This window comes from Nonomuraea montanisoli (assembly GCF_013363975.1).
Classification (GTDB): domain Bacteria; phylum Actinomycetota; class Actinomycetes; order Streptosporangiales; family Streptosporangiaceae; genus Nonomuraea; species Nonomuraea montanisoli.
On sequence record NZ_JABWGN010000009.1, the window covers coordinates 118,082 to 138,130 of the forward strand.

At 72.0% G+C, this 20,049-nt stretch carries 19 protein-coding genes; 8 read left to right on the top strand and 11 right to left on the bottom strand.

Translation table 11 applies throughout. The annotated features are described in order from the left end of the window. Positions 1-1,446, bottom strand: a complete 1,446-nt coding sequence (locus tag HTZ77_RS23825) for an MFS transporter (RefSeq protein WP_175591895.1) — start codon at positions 1,444-1,446, stop codon at positions 1-3. Between the two features lie 68 nt (positions 1,447-1,514). Between HTZ77_RS23825 and HTZ77_RS23830 the strand changes: the two genes are divergently transcribed. Both HTZ77_RS23830 and HTZ77_RS23835 read left to right on the top strand, forming a co-directional pair. Next, a complete protein-coding gene (locus tag HTZ77_RS23830) occupies positions 1,515-2,228 on the top strand; it encodes an ArsR/SmtB family transcription factor (RefSeq protein ID WP_235995097.1) in 714 nt (237 codons plus the stop codon). Positions 2,229-2,385: 157 nt separating this feature from the next. Next, positions 2,386-2,604: a tautomerase family protein gene (locus HTZ77_RS23835; RefSeq protein WP_175591897.1), complete on the top strand. Its 219-nt coding sequence runs from the start codon at positions 2,386-2,388 to the stop codon at positions 2,602-2,604. A 94-nt stretch (positions 2,605-2,698) separates the two neighbouring features. Here the strand turns inward: HTZ77_RS23835 and HTZ77_RS23840 are convergent, their stop codons facing one another. From HTZ77_RS23840 to HTZ77_RS23855, 4 genes are all read right to left on the bottom strand, one after another. Next, positions 2,699-4,843, bottom strand: coding sequence for a peptidase domain-containing ABC transporter (locus tag HTZ77_RS23840; RefSeq protein ID WP_328808733.1), 2,145 nt, complete (start codon positions 4,841-4,843; stop codon positions 2,699-2,701). Between the two features lie 562 nt (positions 4,844-5,405). Further along, positions 5,406-6,419 carry a TIGR04500 family putative peptide maturation system protein gene (locus HTZ77_RS23845; RefSeq protein ID WP_175591898.1) on the bottom strand — a complete coding sequence of 338 codons (1,014 nt, stop codon included), beginning with the start codon at positions 6,417-6,419 and terminating at the stop codon, positions 5,406-5,408. After that, positions 6,416-7,498 carry an ATP-dependent carboxylate-amine ligase gene (locus tag HTZ77_RS23850; RefSeq protein WP_175591899.1) on the bottom strand — a complete coding sequence of 361 codons (1,083 nt, stop codon included), beginning with the start codon at positions 7,496-7,498 and terminating at the stop codon, positions 6,416-6,418. The genes HTZ77_RS23845 and HTZ77_RS23850 overlap by 4 nt, the downstream gene beginning before the upstream one ends. Positions 7,499-7,639: 141 nt before the next feature. Continuing rightward, positions 7,640-7,789: a putative ATP-grasp target RiPP gene (locus HTZ77_RS23855; RefSeq protein ID WP_175591900.1), complete on the bottom strand. Its 150-nt coding sequence runs from the start codon at positions 7,787-7,789 to the stop codon at positions 7,640-7,642. Between the two features lie 238 nt (positions 7,790-8,027). Between HTZ77_RS23855 and HTZ77_RS23860 the strand changes: the two genes are divergently transcribed. After that, entirely contained in the window at positions 8,028-8,882 is an 855-nt protein-coding gene (locus HTZ77_RS23860; RefSeq protein WP_175591901.1) for an SAM-dependent methyltransferase, read from the top strand. Between the two features lie 74 nt (positions 8,883-8,956). Beyond that, on the top strand, positions 8,957-9,460 hold the full coding sequence (locus HTZ77_RS23865) for a DUF6790 family protein (RefSeq protein WP_175591902.1): 504 nt from the start codon (positions 8,957-8,959) through the stop codon (positions 9,458-9,460). Here the strand turns inward: HTZ77_RS23865 and HTZ77_RS23870 are convergent. The 5 genes from HTZ77_RS23870 to HTZ77_RS23890 form a co-directional block, all read right to left on the bottom strand. After that, positions 9,434-11,710, bottom strand: coding sequence for an ATP-binding cassette domain-containing protein (locus tag HTZ77_RS23870; protein ID WP_175591903.1), 2,277 nt, complete (start codon positions 11,708-11,710; stop codon positions 9,434-9,436). The two genes, HTZ77_RS23865 and HTZ77_RS23870, sit on opposite strands and share 27 nt — an antisense overlap. Before the next feature lie 82 nt (positions 11,711-11,792). Then, positions 11,793-12,992 (bottom strand): cytochrome P450, encoded by a 1,200-nt coding sequence (locus tag HTZ77_RS23875; RefSeq protein ID WP_175591904.1) that lies wholly within the window; start codon positions 12,990-12,992, stop codon positions 11,793-11,795. Next, positions 12,989-13,762, bottom strand: coding sequence for a VOC family protein (locus HTZ77_RS23880; protein WP_175591905.1), 774 nt, complete (start codon positions 13,760-13,762; stop codon positions 12,989-12,991). The genes HTZ77_RS23875 and HTZ77_RS23880 overlap by 4 nt, the downstream gene beginning before the upstream one ends. After that, positions 13,759-14,598: an SDR family NAD(P)-dependent oxidoreductase gene (locus HTZ77_RS23885; RefSeq protein WP_328808734.1), complete on the bottom strand. Its 840-nt coding sequence runs from the start codon at positions 14,596-14,598 to the stop codon at positions 13,759-13,761. Before HTZ77_RS23885 ends, HTZ77_RS23880 begins: the two co-directional genes overlap by 4 nt. After that, the gene (locus tag HTZ77_RS23890) at positions 14,595-14,846 is read right to left on the bottom strand and encodes an acyl carrier protein (RefSeq protein WP_175591906.1); all 252 of its coding nucleotides are present in this window, start codon (positions 14,844-14,846) and stop codon (positions 14,595-14,597) included. Before HTZ77_RS23890 ends, HTZ77_RS23885 begins: the two co-directional genes overlap by 4 nt. Positions 14,847-15,086: 240 nt before the next feature. Here HTZ77_RS23890 and HTZ77_RS48335 point away from each other — a divergent pair, with 240 nt between their 5' ends. Genes HTZ77_RS48335 through HTZ77_RS23910 form a run of 4 tightly spaced genes read left to right on the top strand, consistent with a single transcriptional unit; the run spans position 15,087 to position 18,991 of the window. Beyond that, positions 15,087-15,512 (top strand): nuclear transport factor 2 family protein, encoded by a 426-nt coding sequence (locus HTZ77_RS48335; protein WP_205303299.1) that lies wholly within the window; start codon positions 15,087-15,089, stop codon positions 15,510-15,512. Further along, positions 15,509-16,942 carry an NDP-hexose 2,3-dehydratase family protein gene (locus HTZ77_RS23900; RefSeq protein WP_175591907.1) on the top strand — a complete coding sequence of 478 codons (1,434 nt, stop codon included), beginning with the start codon at positions 15,509-15,511 and terminating at the stop codon, positions 16,940-16,942. Before HTZ77_RS48335 ends, HTZ77_RS23900 begins: the two co-directional genes overlap by 4 nt. A gap of 7 nt (positions 16,943-16,949) precedes the next feature. Next, on the top strand, positions 16,950-18,251 hold the full coding sequence (locus HTZ77_RS23905) for an activator-dependent family glycosyltransferase (protein WP_235995052.1): 1,302 nt from the start codon (positions 16,950-16,952) through the stop codon (positions 18,249-18,251). After that, entirely contained in the window at positions 18,248-18,991 is a 744-nt protein-coding gene (locus HTZ77_RS23910; protein ID WP_175591908.1) for an SDR family NAD(P)-dependent oxidoreductase, read from the top strand. Before HTZ77_RS23905 ends, HTZ77_RS23910 begins: the two co-directional genes overlap by 4 nt. A gap of 92 nt (positions 18,992-19,083) precedes the next feature. Here HTZ77_RS23910 and HTZ77_RS48340 read toward each other — a convergent pair whose 3' ends face one another. Next, the gene (locus HTZ77_RS48340) at positions 19,084-20,031 is read right to left on the bottom strand and encodes an aromatase/cyclase (protein ID WP_175591909.1); all 948 of its coding nucleotides are present in this window, start codon (positions 20,029-20,031) and stop codon (positions 19,084-19,086) included. Between the last annotated feature and the right edge of the window lie 18 nt (positions 20,032-20,049).

Consider the following 20,049-nt stretch of genomic DNA (forward strand, 5'->3'; position numbering starts at 1 on the left):
CTAAACAGACGCGGATGTGCGGCGAACTGAATGATCGCTGGTCAACGGCATGGAAATTGGGCCTCGTGCGACACGCCACACCAGCCCGACGGCGGCCAGGGCGACGCCCGCGGCCCCCAGGAAGACCACCGGCAGCCCGGCGATCTCGCCCAGCAGGCCGCCGAGCGCGGCCCCCACGGGCATCCCGCCCATCCCGACCAACCGGTACGCGGAGTTGACCCGGCCCAGCAGCGCGGACGGGATGAGCCGCTGGCGGGTGGAGACCACGAGCACGTTGGCCGCGCCGCCGGCGACGCCCCAGAGGACGGCCGTCGGATAGAGCACCCACGCGACGGGCACCAGCACGGGCACCAGGTACAGCAGGGCGGACACCAGCCACGCGACCAGCAGGGTCCGGCCCTCGCCGAGCATCCCGGTCAGCCGCTCGGCCACCAGCGACCCGGCCACGGAGCCCACGGCCAGCGCGGACATCATGAGACCGTAGCCCTCGGGGGCGAGCCCCACGCGTGACCCGGGGCCCACGAGCCAGAGGACGAGGACGCCGAAGTAGGCGGCGCTGGCGGTGTTGAGCATGCCGGCGGAGATCGCCAGGGTGCGCAGCAACCGGTGCGCCCAGAGGTAGCGCAGCGCCTCCCGGATGTCCCTCCCGAGCCCGCCGGCCCCCTCGCCGACGCCCTTGCCGGCGCTCTCGTCGGTGCTCTTGCCGACGCCCTCGCCGACGCCCTCGCCGACGCCCTCGCCGACGCTCTTGTCGGTGCCCTCGTCGGTGCTCTCGCCGACGCCCTTGTCGGCGCTCTCGCCGGTGCCCTTGCCGACGCTCTCGGCGGAGCTCTCCCCGGTGCTCTCTCCGGTGCTTTCCGGGGTCCGCGCGCGGGGGGAGTAGTCCCCGCGCATCCCGAGCAGCAACACCCCCGCGGCGCCGTACAGCAGCGCGGGGGCGCCCAGGACGGCGACCGGCAGCAGCGCGACCAGGAAGCCCGCCAGCGGCGAGCCGAGGAACTCGTTGCCGATCATCTGGGCGCTCACGACGCGGCCGTTGGCGGCCGTGAGCCGGTCCGACGGCACCGTCATGGGCAGCACCGACTGGGCGGAGGTGTCCGCGAAGACCTCCGACACCCCGGAGACCAGCAGGACAGCCAGCATCGCCCACAGGTTCAACATCCCGGACAGGGCCAGCGCCCCGCCGAGCACCAGCACCCCGGCGCGGGCGGCGTTGGCGAGCACCATGATCCGCCGCCGGTCCGTGCGGTCGGCGATCGCCCCGGCGTGCAGGGCGCACAGTAACCACGGCAGCGTGACCGCGGCTCCCACCAGCGAGACCTGCGTCGGCGACCTGGTCATCGAGACCGCCAGCAGCGGCGCGCCGACCTTCAGCACGCCGTCCGCCACGTTCGACAACGCCGTGGACGACCACAGGAACGTGAACGCGCGCCCGAGACTAGGCATGGTTCCCTCCGATAGTGTGTAAGGGAAAGTGTGCATAGGTTTCTTTGCAAAGATAGGTGTGCACGGTGATGCAGAGCAAGGGCTATTCCGCACGGACCCTCGATGCCAAAGCGCTGAAGTCGTTCGCCCATCCGTTGCGCCTGCGTCTGTACGAACTGCTCGACGAGCACGGCCCCTCGACGGCCACCCGCCTGGCCGCGCTGCTGGAGCAGAACACCGGCGCCACGAGCTACCACCTCAGGGAGCTGGCCAGGCACGGCATGATCGAGACGGCGCCGGAGCTGGGCAAGGGCAAGGAGAAGTACTGGCGCATCGTGCCCGGCGGGTTCACCTACGGTGAGCCGTCGCAGGACGACCCGGAGGCGGCGAGCGCGTTCTCGTTCCTGCTCGACGACCTGATCCGGCAGCGCGGCGCCGAGCTGGCGCGGTGGCGCGCGGAGGCGACGGCGGCGCCCGAGGAGTGGGTCCAGGCCAGCGGCTTCGGCCGCCGGTCGCTCCGGCTCACGCCGCAGGAGGCGGAGGACATGAGGGATGAGGTCCTGGAGGTGCTGGACCGGTATCGCGTGATGGCGGATCAGCGGCAGGAACGCTCCGGGGGGAGGCCGGATCCGGCGCTCGGCCACGTGGTGGTGCACTTCGACACGTTCCCGGTGGGGGTGGCCGACGGCACGGACGAGGGCACGAACGAGGGGGTGGCCGAAGGCACGGACGAAGGCACGGACGACGGCACGGTGGGCCAAGGTGCCGAAGGAACGGAAGGTTCGGGCAGGGACGCCCGATAGAGAGGGCCGGTCGGTCATGGCGAAGCGTCCGACTGGTGAGCGTCCTGGCTGGTGGGCCTTCTGGATGGAATGTCTGTCGGGTTTGTCGGAGAGCCGCATGGGGCATCTCCGCTGAGCGGCGCCGGGGGCTTGGCGTGCCGCGTGGGGAGGGGGACCCATGCCAGTCGTCAGTGTGAAGGTCATCGAGGGCGTGTTCAGTGACGCCCAGAAGGCCGAGATGGTGCAGAAGCTGACCGACGCGATGGTCGAGGTCGAGGGCGAGAACATGCGCTCCCTGACCATGGTCATCGTCGAGGAGGTCAAGAGCGGTGACTGGGGCATCGGCGGCAAGCCGATGTCGACCGAGGACGTGAAGGCGGTCGCCGCGGGCATGTAGCGAGCGGCTGACCCGCCTGGCTGACCCGGCCGGTGGGCCCGCCCGGCTGACCCGGCCGGTGGGCCCGGCCGGTGGGCCCGCCCGGCCCGAGCGGTCAGTGAGACGGCGCGGTCTGAGCGGCGACCAGGTGCGCGTACGTGCCGCCCATGGCCATCAGCTCGTCGTGGGTGCCGCGTTGCGCGATCCGCCCCGCCTCCATGACGAGGATCAGGTCGGCGTCCCTGACCGTGCTCAGCCGGTGCGCGATGACGATCCGGGTCTGGACGAGCCGCCCCAGGTTGGCCTCGATCGCCGCCTCGGTGGCGCTGTCGAGGTTGCTGGTGGCTTCGTCGAGCAGCAGCACCTTCGGCTGCGACAGGACGGCGCGGGCCAGGGCGAGTCGCTGCCGCTGGCCGCCGGACAGGCCGAGGCCGTCGGTCAGCATCGTCTCGTATCCCATCGGCATCTCCATGATCTCGTCATGGAGCGCGGCCAGGCGGGCCGCGGCGACCACCCGGTCCAGGGAGGCGCCGGGGTCGTTGAGCGAGATGTTGTCCCTGATCGTCCCGTTGAAGAGGGACGGTTCCTGGGTGACCACGCCGAACTGGCGGCGCAGGGTGCCCAGGTTCAGCTCGCCGGCCGGGACGCCGTCGTAGCGGATCTCGCCCTCCACCGGACCGTGCAACGCCAGCAGCAGTCGCGCCAGCGTGCTCTTGCCCGACCCCGAGGCGCCGACCAGCGCGACCTTCTGTCCCGGCCGGATGGCGACCGAGACGTCCCGCACCGTCCACGGGCCGCGGGGGTCGTGCCGGAAGCTCACCCCGCGCATCTCCACCGCGCCGCGCAGCCGCAGCACCTCGATGCCCGTGCTCGGTTCGGGCTCGGAGGCCAGGATGTCCGACAGCCGGTCGAAGTGCGCGCCGGCCTGCTGGAGACTCTGCAGGCCGGTCATCAGCGAGCTCAGCGGGGTCAGCGCGCCGACCGCGACGGCGTTGAGCGCGATCAGCGTTCCCACCGTGAGCTGGCCGTCCAGTACGCGCCAGGCGCCCAGCCACATGAGTCCCAGCGGCGCCGCCATCCGGATCGCCGACAGCGCCGAGTCCAGGAAACCCCTCGTCAGGCCGGTGCGCACATCGGCGTTGAGCTGCCGGGCGAAGTGGGCCGACCACTGCTCCACCGCCCGCTTCTCCGCGCCGGACGCCTTCAGCGTCTCGATGCCGGTGATCGCCTGGATCAGGCTGCCCTGCGACGCGGACAGCGCGGTGAGCTCCTGCTGGGTCAGCGTGGCGATCCGGTTGGCGGTGGCCAGCAGCAGGACGCTCTGGAGCAGCGCCACACCGGTCAACGCCGCGCCGAAGACGGGGTCGTACAGGTAGACCAGGACGAGGTAGCCGACGGCGAGCGGCCCGTCCAGCAGCGCCGCCACGATCTGGCCGGTGAGGATGTCGCCGAGCGCCGAGACGCTCGCGGCGCGGGTCATCAGGTCTCCCTTGCCGCGCCGCGTGAAGTACCGGTACGGCAACGCCACCAGATGACCGACCACGCCCTCGGTGAGCTCCTGGTCGGCCCGGGCCCGTACCGCCACCAGCATCGCCGACCTGAGGTAGCCGATGACGAACTGGGCCGCCCCCGCGAGCAGCGCCGCGCCGCCCAGCAGCGACAGCACACCGGCCGCCCGTGACGGGATGACGGTGTCGATCAGCAGCTCGGACAGCAGCGGCAGACCCAGCCCCAGCAGTTGCAGGAGCAGTGAGGCGGCGATCACCTGCGCGAGCAGGCCGCGACGGCGCCGGAACAGGGTGCGGACGAACTCCCTGCGCCAGGCGCCGGCCATCGACGACGTGCCGCGGCGGAAGCCCGCGTCCGGTTCGAAGACCAGCAGCACGCCGGTGAACCCGGCGCCGAACTCCTCCGCGGTCATCCGGCGGCGGCCCCGCGCCGGATCGACGACGTCGACCCGGTCGGGCGCCCAGCGTTCGACCACCAGGAAGTGGCCGAATTCCCAGTGCGCGATCGCGGGCAGCGGCACGCGCGCCAGGTCCTCGGGCGCCAGGGAGAACGCCCGCGCCTTCAGGCCGTGGTCACGGGCGCCGTCCACGATGGCCTTGGCGTTCAGGCCGTCCCGTCCGACCTGGAGCCGTTCGGAGACCTCGTGCAGGGTGGTGCGCATGCCGTGGTGGCACAGCACCATGGCCAGGCAGGCCGCGCCGCACTCCGTGTCGTTGTTCTGCAGCAGGACGGGCGGCCGGCGCGGGATCACGGCGCCGCCTCCAGCGCCAGCGCGGCCAGCCCGGCCGCGCCGGCGAGCAGGACGGCCGCCAGCGTCCACAGCGCAAGGAACGAGGGGCCGCTGATCACCAGCGGCATCCGGGTACGACCGGCGCGCGGCCCGGACCGGTGGCGCAGCGCCTCCTCCCGGTAGAGGGGGCGCTGCTGAGCGGTCCTTTGGGAGGTCCCGGGTGGGGTTGGGGGCTTTTCGCGGCTCTGGAGCGGGGAAGCATTGTGCGTTCGGGGGCTGTGGGACTGTGCCTTCTCGTCGGTGGCAGGCCGGTGGGGGAGGGGCTCGAGCTGGGTGTAGGGCTGGTGGCGGAGTGACTCCTGGGAGGCCTGGTGCTGGTGATGGAGGGGCTGCTGAAGGCTGAGGGGCTGGTGGGAGGGCGGCTGGTCCGAGTTGTGGTGGGGCCGGTGGTGTTCGGCGGGTCGTTGGGGGAGGGACGTGATACCCGTCTGAGGGGTGTCGGACGGGTTGGCGAGGTCTGCCTGGGAGGTGCGTGGCTGGGGGACGGGGCGCGTGTCGTCGCGGGGCGCGGGTGGCGGGGTGGTCATGACCAGTGCCACTCGATCGTGGCGGCGGCGCGGCGCTCCGCCAGCCAGCAGGCGAAGGCGGCTCGCCCGGCCGCCTCCAGGGTCTCGGCGTCCGCCACGGCGGGCGTACGCGACAGGACGGCCCCGGTCAGGAACCCGCCGCCGGGCGCCTGCTCGGGCCCGACCACCCGGCCGGGCGGCGCACCGCGCAGGGCCTCGGGCAGGTCGCTCTCCCACCGGACGCCGACGGTCACCACCACGTCGCCCACCGCGCCAGGCTCGCCAATCGAGCCGGGACCGCCGACCGAGCCCAGGGCGCCGAACAGCTCCGCCACGTCGCCCGCGACCACCTTCTCGGCGCCCGTCACCCAGACCGCCCTGACCCGGGCGAAGTCGCCCGGGGCGGCGGCCAGGTGGCCCTGCGCCAGCTCGGCCTCCTTCTCCCTCCGGAACCGGCGGCGGCGGGCGATCCCCTCGATGTACGCCTCGAACTGCTCACCCGACATACCGGCCGCCGCCATCCAGGCCAGGGTCGAGGCGCGGTCGCGCAGCCCCCGCCCGCGACGGAACTCGTCCGCCGTCGCCTGGAGGTCCGCCGCGCCGACCGGCTCCCCGTCGTCGCCCGCCGCGGCCAGGAGGCACTGGTCGACGATCTCCTGGTACGGCGAGGCGTCCCGCCCCGACAGCGAACGCAGCATGGTCAGCGCCTGCGGCACCGACACGTGCACGCCGTCCACGCTCACCAGGTGCCCCGCCGCCCAGTGCGTCGAGTGGTCGATCAGCCAGGGCACGCCGTCCTCGGGCGGGGCGCTCAAAGCGATCGTGCCCCCGTCCGGATGGTCGAGGAGCAGGTCGTAGTCCACCACGGGGGATCCCGGGCGCCGGTCCACGACGAGCCGCGCGTTGGCGTCCCGGTGTCGCGCTGCCCACGCGTCCGCCGCGCGCCGGGCGTCGGCGACGCCGGAACGGCGGCGCTGCAGCGAGCGCAGGAGCGCCGCCCCGGAGGCCAGGGTCTCGGCGAGATCGGTCACTGTTCCCCTCCGTCGGCGAGCTTGTTCACGCGTCCGTCGGTGAGTTCGTCCATGCGTTCGTCCGCGAGCTTGTTCACGCGTCCGTCGGTGAGTTCGTCCATGAGCCAGTCCGCGATCGCGTCGCTGACCGGCAGCCCGGCCCACAGCTCGACGAACCCCCACGCGCCGTTGGAGTTCAGCTCCAGGAAGACGTACTCGCCGCCGGGCGTGACGATGAAGTCCAGGGCCGCGTAGGTGAGCCCGACGTCGGCGACCAGGCGCGCGCAGCGCCGCGCCACGTCGGCCGGCAACGCGTGCGGCGCGTACCGGACGCGGTCGTTGTCGTAGTGCCGCCAGTCGTCCCGGGCCGCACGGGAGCCGGACGCGTCGATCTCCGCCGCCAGCACCCGCTCGCCCACCACGATCACCCGCAGCTCGACGGCCTTGGGGACGTACGGCTGCAGGACGATCGGCTCGTGCCGCACGCGGTGCCGGGAGGTGAGGTGGCGACGGGTGACCACGGTCGTGTACGCGCGGTGCTGGACGCCGTCGACCTGGAAGCGGTCGGAGGCGATCTGCTTGGCGACCAGCCGGCCGTCCGCCGCCTCGTAGGCGTCGGCCAGCGCGGCGGGGTCGTTGGTGTAGGTGGTGTCGGGCACGGTGAAGCCGAGCTCGATCGCCCGGGCCAGGTGGAAGACCTTGTTGTGGGCGCGCAGCTCGTCGGCGCGGCGGCCGGGCAGCCAGCGGGCGTCCAGCAGGCTCCACACGCCGTCCAGCATGACCTCGGCCTGGAGCCCGGCGTGCGCGCGGTGGCTCGGGTCGGTCACGGCGGCGGCGGCCTGCGGGCCGCTCGGTCGGCTGCGCCAGACCGCCGTGATCCGCGACAGGTCGACGCTCAGCGTCCCGGTGTCCAGGACCAGGCGGCGCTCGCCGCCGGTGAACGTCGCCGTGACGCGGCTGCGTCCGGGGTAGTCGCCGTTGTCCCACCACAGCACCGGCGTGCCGCCGCCCGCGGGCTCGTCCGCGCCCACCAGGTGGGCGCCGCGCCGGCGCAGCGCGGCCAGCACTCGCTCGGCCGCCCCGTCCCCGCGCGCGCTCATGATCATTATCACTGCTCGGTCCCGTCTCGAACAGCCACCACTGCTCGGTCCCGTCTCGAACGGCGCGGCGGAACGCTCTTCGCGTCCCACCGCGCCGTGGTCATCCGATGGCCGTCAGAGGGCTTCCGGCCGGCTGCTGGATCAGACGAGCCACCACTCGTAGGGCACGTCGTTGAGGGTCCAGGCGCTGACCTCCCACTGCGGCTTGGCGCCGCCGGCCACCTGGCCGAGCTCGGCGTCGGTCAGCTCCGCGCCCTCGAAAGGCAGATCGTCAATAGTGATCTTGGACATGTCGTTCCTCTCGTCCGCCGCGGGGCGCACTGCCGGCCCCCGGCTGCACTGAGGACCCTAGAAAGGGACACTTGTCGACGACTTGGGATTTACTGGTAGAGGTTTGCGGAAATGTCCCAACCGAAAACCGGTCGGGACAGTGGACTCCAAGTGCGCGAACCTTTACGTTCGGTAATGGCGACGCAAAGTGTTTGCTACAGTACGGTGCGTATCCACGCCCTCTCCCCTAGGAGTCCGCGTGCTCGACACCGACCTGGACCTCGTGCTCCGGCTCGACCTCGACGTCGTCCAGACCAGCGACATCGCCGCCGCCGTCAGGGCTCAGGAGTGCGCGCTGCCCGAGCCGATGCTCGCCGACCCGTACGCGCACCTGTTCGTCGACGACGCCACCGTGCGCAGGGCGCGGGCGCTCGACCTGATCGGCATGACCCGCGGCGCGGTGGCCATCCGGGGCAGGTTCGGCGACGAGGCGCTGGCCGGGGCCGTGGCGCGCGGGGTGCGGCAGGTGGTCGTGCTCGGCGCCGGCTGTGACACCCGGGCCTGGCGCTGCGCCCTGCCCGCCGATCTCGTCCTGTTCGAGGTGGACGGCGACCCCCGGCGGCAGCGGGCCAAGGTGCGCATGCTGGCCGCCGCCGGGGCGCTCGCGCACCGGCACCACCGCGTGGTCACCGCCGACCTGACCCGGCGCTGGTGCGGGCATCTGCTGGAGGCCGGGTTCGACCCCGGGGCGCCCACCCTGTGGCTGGCCGAGGGCCTGACCTGCTTCTTCGGCGGCACGGCCCTGGACCGGCTGGCCGCCGACCTGTCGGCCGTCTCGGCGCCGGGCTCCGCGCTGGTGGCCGACGTCACGGGGTCCGGCTGCTACACCGCGGGCCACGGCGACCGGTTCGTCGCCTACATGCGCGCGCTCGGCGCGTTCAGCGGCCCCGTCGACCCGCGCGCCTGGCTGGGCCCGTACGGGTGGCGGGTCGAGACCTACGACAGCGGCATGCTGGCCGACGGCCGCTGCCCGTGGCTGCCCGGCCCCGTCCCGGAGCGGCTGCTGAGCTCGCAGCACGGGTTCCTCTACGTCCACGCGTACTTGGAGGAGTAGGGCGCGGGAGAGGAACCACGACACACCGCGCGCGGTGCCCGGCGGCCGGCCGACGGGGTTCCTAGGGTGCTGACATGGCGTTCTTCGTCGTCACCTTCCTCGGCCTCGTCGTCGGCGCGCTGCTCCACAGCCTGCTCGACCGCGCCCCGGCGCGGCGCACCCGGCCCCGCGTGGTCGAGCTGTGGCTGCTGTGGTTCGTGGCCGGCGGCGGGGTGCTGTCGATGCTCGGCGGACTCGTGCACATCGGCCCGTACGCGCCCGAGGTCGCCGACAGCATCGGGTTCGCGCACAGCGCCTTCCAGTGGGAGGTCGGCTGGGCCGACATCGCCGTCGGCCTCATCGGGTTCCTGAGCATCTGGAACCGGGGGTCGTTCATGAACGCCGCCGTGATCGCCGTGGCCGTGCTCTACTGGGGCGACGCCGCCGGCCACGTCATGCAGCTCGCCGCCCACGGCAACACGGCGCCGAACAACGTCTGGACCATCCCCACCGACATCCTCCAGCCGCTGGTCGCGGTCGTCCTCCTCGTCACCTACCGCCGGTACCAGAGGTCAGGACTCGCGGCCGCCGTTCAGTGACGCGCGCAGGCACTCGGCCGTCAGCGAGTTCTCGGCGTCCAGCAGCGCGCGCGGCGTGCCCTCGAACATGATCTGCCCGCCCGAGCTGCCACCGCGCGGCCCGAGGTCGATGACCCAGTCGGCGTTCTTGACGACGTCGAGGTTGTGCTCGATGACGATGACCGAGTTGCCGGTGTCCACGAGGTGGTTGATGACGGCCATGAGGCTGTCGATGTCTGACATGTGCAGGCCGGTGGTCGGCTCGTCCATGACGTACACGGTGCCCTTCTTGCCCAGCTCGGTGGCCAGCTTGATGCGCTGGCACTCGCCGCCCGACAGGGTGTTGAGCGGCTGGCCGAGCTGGAGGTAGCCGAGCCCGACGTCCACGATCGAGCGCAGCGTCTCGGCGATCTTCGGCTCGCGGGCGAAGAAGTCGGCCGCCTCGGTCGCGCTGAGCGCCAGCACCTCGCTGATGTCGCGCCCGCGCAGCTTGTAGCTCAGGACCTCCTCGGTGAACCGCTTGCCCGAGCACACCTCGCACAGCGTGATCATCGGGTCCATGAACGCGAGGTCGGTGTAGATGACGCCCTCGCCCTGGCAGGCCGGGCACGCCCCGGAGGAGTTGAAGCTGAACAGCGACGCGCTGACCTTGTTGGCCCGGGCGAACAGCCGCCGGATCTCGTCCATGAACCCGGTGTAGGTCGCCGGGTTGGAGCGCCGGTTGGTGGTCACGGCCGACTGGTCGATGATGACCGCCGAGGGGTGCTGCTCGCGGAAGACCTTGTGGATCAGCGTGCTCTTGCCGGAGCCGGCCACGCCGGTGACGACCGTCAGCACGCCGGTCGGGATGTCCACGGTGACGTTCTTGAGGTTGTGCATCGAGGCGTCGGCGACGGTCAGGTGCCCGGTGGGCTGCCGGAACTCCTCCTTGATCGGCAGCAGCTTGCGCATGCAGGCCCCGGTGAGCGTGTCGGCCCGGTAGAGGCCCTCGATGTCGCCCTGGTAGACGATCTCGCCGCCGTGGCGCCCGGCCTTCGGCCCGAGGTCGATCACGTGGTCGGCGATCTCGATGACGTCGCGGTCGTGCTCGACGACCAGCACGGTGTTGCCCTTGTCGCGGAGCTGGCGCATGAGGCTGGTCAGCTTGTAGACGTCGTGCGGGTGCAGGCCGATCGTCGGCTCGTCGAAGATGTACGCGACCTCGACCAGGGAGCTGTTGAGGTGGCGGATCATCTTGATGCGCTGCGACTCGCCGCCCGACAACGTCGAGGTCTCGCGGCTGAGGGTGAGGTAGTCGAGCCCGAGGTCGACCATGTGGCCGAGCCGTTCGAGCAGGTTGTCGCGCAGCGTCGTCACCCGGGTCGAGGTGACCTCCCTGACGGCCTGCATCAGGTCGCCGATCTCCAGGGCGGAGAACTCGGCGATGTTGCGGCCGTTGATCTGGCAGGCCAGCACCTCCTTGTTGAGCCGCAGGCCGTTGCAGGTGCGGCAGGCCGACACCGACACGACGCGCTCCAGCGCGGTGCGGTTCTTGGCGCTCATCTCCTCGGGGCTCTTGCGGATGTAGAGCCGGTCGAACTTGGGGACGAGGCCCTCGTACTTGGAATTGATCTGGCCGCCCTGCCATTCGAGCGGGACGGATCCCTCGGCGCCGTAGAGCAGCGCCTCCCATTCCTTCTTGGTGTAATCCCCGAGTTTCTTGTCGTTGTCGAACAGGCCGGAATTGGCGTACAACTTCCAGAACCATCCGCCGACCGCGAACGCCGGATGGTCGATGGCCCCCTCGTTGAGCGAGCGCGACTTGTCGAGGAGTTTGTCGAGGTCGAGCTGGACCCGCCGGCCCAGGCCCTCGCAGTCCATGCACATGCCGGCGGGGTCGTTGAAGGAGAAGGAGTTGGAGTAGCCGACGTAGGGCTCGCCGGCGCGGGAGAACAGCAGCCGCAGCAGCGCGTACAGGTCGGTGATGGTGCCGACCGTGGAGCGGGAGTTCCCGCCGATCCGCTTCTGGTTGATGATGATCGCGGTGGACAGGCCCTCGATGGTGTCCGCGTCCGGCTGCCCGTACTTGGGCAGCCGGTTGCGGACGAACGCGGTGAACGTCTCGTTGAGCTGCCGCTGGGACTCGGCCGCGATGGTGTCGAAAACCAGCGACGATTTCCCCGACCCGGACACACCGGTGAAAACGGTGATCTCGTGTTTCGGCACCTCGACCGAGAGATTCTTCAGGTTGTTCTCGCGGGCTCCGAGAATCGTGATGTACTTCGGCTGCATATGGTTCCCCGCCTTCGGATCCGAGTTACATGGCCTCCTGTTCACGCTAGAGGAGAACCCGGTCACTTTCTGACCGCATATTTCAGCGCGGCCGTAACCAGGTGGGCAGCTCGGTCAGGCGCGCGGTCTGCGAGCCCTTGCGGCCCCAGCGCAGGTCGTCGAACGGCACGGCCAGCCGCGCGTGCGGGAAGTCGTCCCGCAGCACCTGGATCATGACCCGCGACTCGAGCTGCGCGAGCTGCTCGCCGATGCAGTAGTGCGCCCCGTCGCCGAAGGTCAGCCGGCGGCTCGCCGGATCCTCGCGGTGCGCGTTGATGCCCTCGATGTCGATGAGGACCGGCGAGCCCGGCGGCAGCACCGCCCCGCCGAGCACCACCTCCTGCGCGGTGAAGCGCCACAGCGTGTACGGCACGGGCGGGTGCTCGCGCAGCATCTCCTCCACGAACTCGCCCGCGTCGGCGTCCGGCGCGAGGTGCCCGGCCAGGGTCTCGGCCAGCAGGAACCCGAGGAACGAGCCCGTCGTGTCGTGCCCGGCGAAGATCAAGCCCATGATCATGTAGACGAGCTTGTCGGGCGGCAGCTCGCCGAACTCGGCCAGGCCCCGCTCGTACAGCACCCTGGTCATGGTGTCGGCCGTGCCCTCCATCGCCGACCCGACCGCCTGCGAGAGCAGCTCCTCCAGCGACGAGGTGTCGTACTCCGCGTCGCTCGCGGTGCCCAGCGCGAGCTGCTTCATCGCGCTGACGGCCTTCCTGGCCATGATCGGGTCGGTCACCGGCACCCCGAGCAGGTCGGAGATCACCAGCAGCGGGAAGTTGTAGGCGAACCCGTCGATCAGCTCGGCCGGCTGCCCTGAGGCGTCCGAGGCGTCGGCCAGGTCGGTGAACAGGTTGCGGGCGATGGTGGTGACGCGGTCCGTCGACGCGGCCAGCCGGCGCGGGTTGAAGGCGGGGGCGTGGACGCGGCGCAGCCGCCGGTGGTCCTCGCCGTCCACCGCGATCAGCGTGTACGGCCGGTACTCGGGCTCGGGGTTGTCGAGCCCGTCCTCGATGCCGTGCCACGCCTCCGGCGCCAGCCCCGGGTCCTTGACGAAGCGCGGGTCGGCCAGCACCGACTTGGCCAGCGTGAAGTCCGTGACCACCCACACCGGGCCGCCCGCGGGCGCCTGCGCCCGCACCAGCGGCCCGCCGGCCCGCAGCTCGTCGTGCACCTGCGGCTTCTCCCGCATCGACTGCATCGGGCACTCGAACGGATTGACCTCGACCACGGGCTCGGCGCTCATGACACCACCGAGAACCCTGCGCCGTGCGGGTCGAGCAGGTCGGCCCGGCGTCCCAGCGGCGTGTCGGCGGGCGCGTTCTCCACGGACCCGCCCAGCTCGACGGCCTTGCGCGCCGTCGCGTCGCAGTCCTCCACGCCGAACGTGACCGCCCAGTACGGCCGCACCGCCCCGGTCTCGCCCAGCTTGCGCACGCCGCCCACCGTCTTCCCGGCCACCTGCCAGACGGGGGAGCCGTCGCCCGGCGCGGTGGTCAGGCCCATCGTGTCGCGGTAGAACGCGGCCGAGCCCTCCACGTCCGTGGTGACCAGCTCCACCCAGCGCACCGAGCCGGGCTGCCCGATCAGCTCGGCGCCCTTCATGGCCATCGGCTCCCACACGGCGAACGCGGCGCCGGCCGGGTCGGCGTAGACGGCCATCTTGCCCAGGCCCATGACCTCCATCGGGGTCATGATGGTCTCCCCGCCGGCCTTCGGCGCCCGCTCGTTGAGCGCCTCGGCGTCGTCGGTGGTGAAGTAGACGGTCCAGATGGCCGGCATGCCCTGCTGCCCGTCCGGGCCGTACGGGCGGTGGTAGGGGGTGTCGATCTGGTGGTAGGCGACGGCCGCGACGAGCTTGCCGTCGCGGTGGAAGGTCGTGTAGCCGCCGGCCTCGGGCTCGCTGATCTCGGTCGCCGTCCAGCCCAGCAGCCCGGTGTAGAAGGCCACCGAGGCCGCCACGTCCGGCGAGCCCAGGTCGAACCAGGACGGCGAGCCGGGAGCGTAAGTCGTCACAATGATTCCCTTTCACTGATGGCGGCGGCGCTGGCGTCCCAGAGCCGCGCGGCGAGCTCGGGGTCGGCCGCCGGCCCCTTGGCCGGGTGCGGCCGTCTGTCCATGTAGTAGCCGCCGGACTCGATCCCCTCGGCCGGGGCCGTGGCCAGCCACAGCAGCGTGTCCGCGGCCCGGTCGGGGGTGCGCAGCAGCGGGTTGAAGCGGAAGTACCAGGACGCGATCGTGCCCCGGCCGATGAGCGTGCGGACCTCTCCCGGATGGAAGCTGGCGGCCAGCACGTCGGGCCAGCGCCGGGCCGCCTCGGCGGCGAACAGGATGCCGGCCAGCTTGGACGTGCCGTACGCCCGTCCCGCGCTGTAGCGGCCGCGCTCGGTCTTGAGGTCGCCGGGGTCCAGCCGGCCCGTGGTGTACGCGTCGGAGGAGGTGACGACGATCCGCCCGCCGGACAGCCGCTCGCGCAGGAGATGGGCCAGCAGGAAGCCGGACAGGTGGTTGACCTGGAACGTGCTCTCGAACCCGTCGGCCGTGACCGTGCGCGTCCGGAACATCGCGCCCGCGTTGCTCGCCAGCACGTCCACGTGCTCGAAGCGGCCCCGCAGGTCCTCGCCGGCGGCGCGCACGTCGTCGAACCGGGCGAAGTCGACCCCCACCCCGTACGGCTTGACCTGGCCGACCTCGGTCAGCTCGCTGAGGACGTCCTTGAGCCTGGCCGGGTCGCGCCCGACGGCGACCACCTCGGCCCCGCGGCGGGCGAAGCCGACGGCCGCAGAGCGCCCGATCCCCGAGGTGGCGCCCGTGACCACCACCGTGCGGCCGGCCATGTCCCGGGCGGTCACGCCCGTTCCAGCTCGCCGACGAACTCGACGAGCTCCTTGGGCGTGGTGATGTCGCCGAGCTCGCTGTCGGGCAGCTTGCGCCCGCACGAGCGCTCCACGTGGTGGACGATCTCCAGCAGCGCCAGCGAGTCGTAGCCGAGATCCTCGAAGGTCCTGGTCTCGAAGCCGTCGACCAGCTCGATCGTGTCGTCGTCGCCCGCGACCTGCCGCATGATCTGCTTCAGCTCGCCGAGACTGAACTGGGTCATCTTCCCGCCTCTTCGTCGTCGGCTGTTGCGTTCGTCTGTGTTGCGTTCGCCTGTGTTGCGTTCGCCTGTGGTGCGTTCATCTGTGGTGCGTGCCGGGGACGGCGCCCCCGCTCGCGATCAGCTTGGCGACGCCCCGTGCAGTCACGCTGGAACGGCGATGGACTATCGCTTGTCAGGCGCCCCTCTAGCCGCGGACGGGATCGTGGGCCCGCACGACCGACTCGTGGAGGGCAGGCCGAGGTGGACGCACAGCACGTTGACGCTCAGTACGCGCAGGCGCAGCACTTCTACGCGCGCCAGATGCAGCTCCTGGACGCGGGATCGACCGACGAGTGGGCCGCCACGTTCACCGAGGACGGCGTCTTCGAGGTCGGCGACAGCGCGGTCCACGGATCGGAGGACATCGCCAGGGCGGCGCGCAAGGTCGCCGACGAGTTCGCGGCCGCCGGCGTCCAGCGCCGGCACTGGATCGGGATGCTGACCGTGACGCCCGGCGGCGACGGCGAGCTCACGGCCCGCAGCTACGCCCTGGTCCTGGAGATCCCGACCGGCGGCGAGGTTGTGGTCAGGCGCAGCACCGTGTGCACCGACCGGCTCGTCAGCTCGGGCGGCCAGTGGCGGGTCAAGCACCGCAGGGTCACCCGCGACGGGCTGGACCCGGCATGACCGGCGCCCCGCCCACCTACGCCATCCGCTCGCGGCCCAACGGGCGGCTGACGGCCCGCATCGCGCGGTCCATGCTGGCCGGCGACGGGCTGGAGGCGTTCTGGTCCTGGTACACCGAGCGCGCCGCGCGCAGCACCCACCGGGTGACGCGCATCCCGCTGGAGGAGTTGTCCGGGTGGAGCACCGACCCGGAGACGGGCGACATCGGCCACCACAGCGGCAAGTTCTTCAGCGTCACCGGCATCGACGTGCACATCCCGGGCGCCCCGGTGCCGCGCTGGAGCCAGCCCATCATCGTCCAGCCCGAGGTCGGCATCCTCGGCATCCTCGTCAAGGAGTTCGACGGGGTGCTGCACTGCCTCATGCAGGCCAAGTTCGAGCCGGGCAACGCCAACGGGCTGCAGCTCTCGCCCACGGTCCAGGCCACCAAGAGCAACTTCTCGCGGGTCCACCGCGGCAAGGCGGTGCCGTACCTGGAGTTCTTCCGCGACAGCGCGCGGCACGGGGTGCTGGCCGACGTGCTCCAGTCGGAGCAGGGCGCCTGGTTCTACCAGAAGCGCAACCGCAACATGATCGTCGAGGTGGACGGCGACGTCCCCGTGGGCGAGAACTTCATCTGGCTCACCTTCGGTCAGCTCCACCGGCTGCTGGGCGTGGAGAACCTGGTCAACATGGACACCCGCACGGTCCTGTCGTGCCTGCCGTTCACCAGCCAGGACAGCCATCCCCTGATCGTCGTCCCGGAGGACGACTTCCACCAGGCGCTGGTGCGCTCGTGCAGCGCCGTCGAGGGCAGCCTGCACTCCATGCCGGAGATCCTGAGCTGGATCACCGGCATCAGGGCCCAGTCGGAGGTGGTCACCCGGGTCACGCCGCTGGCGCGCGTGCCCCGATGGCACCGCTCCGGCGGCGCCATCGTGCACGAGAACGGGCTGTTCTTCCGGGTGATCGGCGTGGACGTGGCCGGCGGCTCCCGCGAGGTCGCCTCGTGGAGCCAGCCCATGATCGAGCCGTCCGGCAACGGCATCGTGGCGTTCGTCGCGCGCCGGATCGACGGCGTCCTGCACGTCCTCGTGCACGCCCGCGTCGAGCCCGGCTACGTCAACGTGATGGAGCTCGCCCCGACCGTGCAGTGCACCCCCGGCAACCTGGGGGCGCTGCCGGGTGAGGCGCGCCCGCGCTACCTCGACGTCGTGCTGAACGCCCCGCCCGAGCTGGTCAGGTACTCGGTGGCGCTGTCGGAGGAGGGCGGCCGCTTCTACAACGCGGTCAACACGTACGCGGTGGTCGAGGCCGACGTCGACGTGGAGGACGGCGCCGACTACCGGTGGATGACCCTGCACCAGCTCGCCGAGCTGCTCAAGCACAGCAACTACCTCAACGTGCAGGCCCGCAGCCTGGTGGCCTGCCTGCACAGCCTGTCCTCGTGAAGGTGAGATGCCGATGCGTGTCCTGTTCACCACGTTCGCCGCGCCGTCGCACTTCTACGCCCAGGTCACCGTGGCCTCGGCGCTGCGCACCGCCGGCCACGAGGTCATCGTCGCCAGCCAGCCGGACCTGGCCGAGACCATCGCGGCGGCCGGGCTGACCGCCGTCCCCGTCGGGCCGCCGCTGGAGATCGAGCCGGAGACGCAGAAGGCCACCTCCAGCTTCGCCGACGACCGCAACCTCGGCGGCCTGGCCATGAGCAACTCCCGCTACGACCCGTTCCCGTGGGAGCACGCGATCGGCATGTTCAGCGCGATGACCGCGTTCGTCTTCCAGAACGTGTGCGCCGAGCCGATGGTGGACGACCTCGTGGCGCTGGCCCGCGACTGGGGGCCGGACCTGGTGATCTGGGACCCGCTGACGCTGGCCGGCCCGGTGGCCGCCCGGGTCGTCGGCGCCGCCCACGCCCGGCTGCTGTTCGGGCCCGACCAGATGGGGCGCAACCGGACCCGCTTCCGCGCGATGCTCGACCAGCGGCCCCCCGAGCTGCGTGACGACCCGCTGGCCGAGTGGTTCGACTGGACGCTCGGCCGGCACGGTGAGCGGGTGCGCGAGCGCGACGAGGAGCTGGTGCTCGGGCAGTGGACGATCGACCCGACGCCCGTCCCGTTGCGCATCCCGCTCGACCTGCACTACGTGGGCGTGCGCTACGTGCCCTACAACGGGCGCTCGATCCTGCCCGGCTGGCTGCGGGAGCCGGCGCCGTACCCGCGGCGGATCTGCCTGACGCTGGGCGTGTCGCTCGGCGAGGTGGAGGACGGCGGGACGGTCGCCGCCGGCGACCTGATCGCCGCGGTGGACGGGCTGGACGCCGAGGTGGTCGCCCTGCTGCCCGCCGACCTGCGCGCCCGGCTCGGCACGCTGCCGGCCAACGTGCGGGCCGTCGACTTCGTGCCGCTCAACGCGCTGCTGCCGTCGTGCGACGCGATCGTCCACCACGGCGGCTCGGGCACGTTCATGACGGCCCTGGCCCACGGCGTCCCGCAGCTCCTCGTGCCGGACATGATGTGGGACGCCATGGAGAAGGCCACCGGGCTGGCCGCCAGCGGCGCCGGCACGTACATCGAGGACCAGGACAAGCTGTCGCCCGACCAGCTCCGCGAGCGCATCGTCGGCCTGCTCGACGACCCGTCCTACGCCGCCGCGGCGGCGCGGATGCGGGCCGAGGTGGTCGGCATGCCCAGTCCCAACGAGATCGTGCCGGTCCTCGAACGGCTCACACTGCTGCACAAGGAGGGGAAGGCCGGATGACCAGGACGGCGATCGTCACCGGGGGCGGGTCGGGCATCGGCCGGGCCACCGCCCACGCCTACGCCGAGCGCGGCTGGGGCGTGCTCGTCGTCGGCCGCGACGCCGGCGCGCTCAAGGACACCGCGGCCGGCCACGACGGCATCCAGCCGTTCAGCGCGGACCTCACCGAGCACGGCGTGCCCGAGGCCGTGGCCGAGGCCGCGCGCCAGCGCTTCGGCCGCGTGGACGTGCTGGTCAACAACGCCGGGGCGGGCGTCTTCGGCCCGCTCGGCGGGCTCGACCGGGCCCAGGTGGAGGCGCAGCTCGCGATCAACCTGGTCGCGCCGGTCATGCTCACCCAGGCCGTGCTGGACGACCTGGCCGCGACCGGGGGAGTGGTGGTCAACGTCAGCTCCGCCGGCTCCCTCGGGCTGCGCTCCTGGCCGCACAACGCGGTGTACGGGGCCACGAAGGCGGCCCTCGACCTGCTGACCCGGTCGTGGGCCGTGGAGCTCGGGCCGCGCGGGATCCGGGTGGTCGGCCTGGCCCCCGGCGTCATCGACACGGCCGCCGGGGTCCGGGCCGGGATGTCGGAGGAGGACTACGCCGGGTTCCTGGAGGCCATGCGCGGGCGGGTGCCCGTGGGCCGGGTCGGGCGGCCCGAGGAGATCGCCTGGTGGATCGTCCAGATCACCTCGCCCGAGGCCGCGTACGCCAGCGGCACGGTCTTCGCCGTCGACGGCGCGCTGTCCGTCACCTGAGCCCGCGACGGCGCCCTGTCACCTGAGCCCACGCAGCGGGCCGCGTCCCCCTCCGGTCTGGAGGGGGACGCGGCCGGTTTCGCGCACCGCCGTCAGACGCGCGCCGAGCGGCGGCCCTCGGCGTACTCCTTGGCCGCCTTCAGCGTCGTCATGCTGTTGCGGCTCAGCGCCTCGCGCGCGAACGCGTGCGCGTCGGCCATCGTGGCGCCCTCGCCCAGCACGCCCGCGATCGCCTCCGGGGCGATCGCCACCGTGTGCTGGGAGGTGACCGCGGCGCCGTCGCCCTCCGGCCGCACCGTCCAGCGGCCCGTGTGCACCGAGAGCAGCTTCGGCGTCCGGAGCTGCTTGTAGACGATCAGGTGCTCGGGGAAGCAGACCCGCACGGAGGCCGTGGTGTGCGTCGAGCCGTCGGCCGTGCGGGTGTCCATCTCCATGAGCTGCACGTCGGGCGTCTCCGACTCCACCACGATCCGGGCCACGTGCGGCAGCCGCTCCGGCCACAGGTCGGCGCGGTAGAGGAAGTCGTAGACGTCGGCCGCCGCGCCGTCCACCCGTACCGTGTCCTCGAACGTCGCCAGCCGGCTCACCTCGCCCGCGTCCTCGACGGCGGCCCGCAGCGACGCCAGCTCGGCCTCGCTGTTGCGGTCGACGGCCTTGGCGATGAAGTCCACGCCGTCCTCGTCCACCGCGCTGAAGTCGTGCGTCAGCCGGACCCGGGTGGTGGCGGCGTCGACCGGTTCGACGATCCACTCGCCGCCCATGGCGGCCACGGGATGCGCGGGCACCTCCTGCCGGAAGCGGATGCGCAGCCGCTCCGGATCCAGCTCGCGCCGCGAGGTCCACGTCTTGGGCTTGCCGTTGGCGGTCGCCCAGATGCGGATGCGCTCCTCCCCGCCGTTCTCCTCGATCCGCTCGACGTGGACGGAGGGCGGGAAGACCGCCGGCCACGCGGTCGCGTCGGCGAGGACCGCGTAGACGGCCCGCGGGTCCGCCGAAAGGGTGATCTGGTGCTCGGTCTCGTGCGTGGGTGAGGTCGCCACGGACGCTCCTATGGGTCA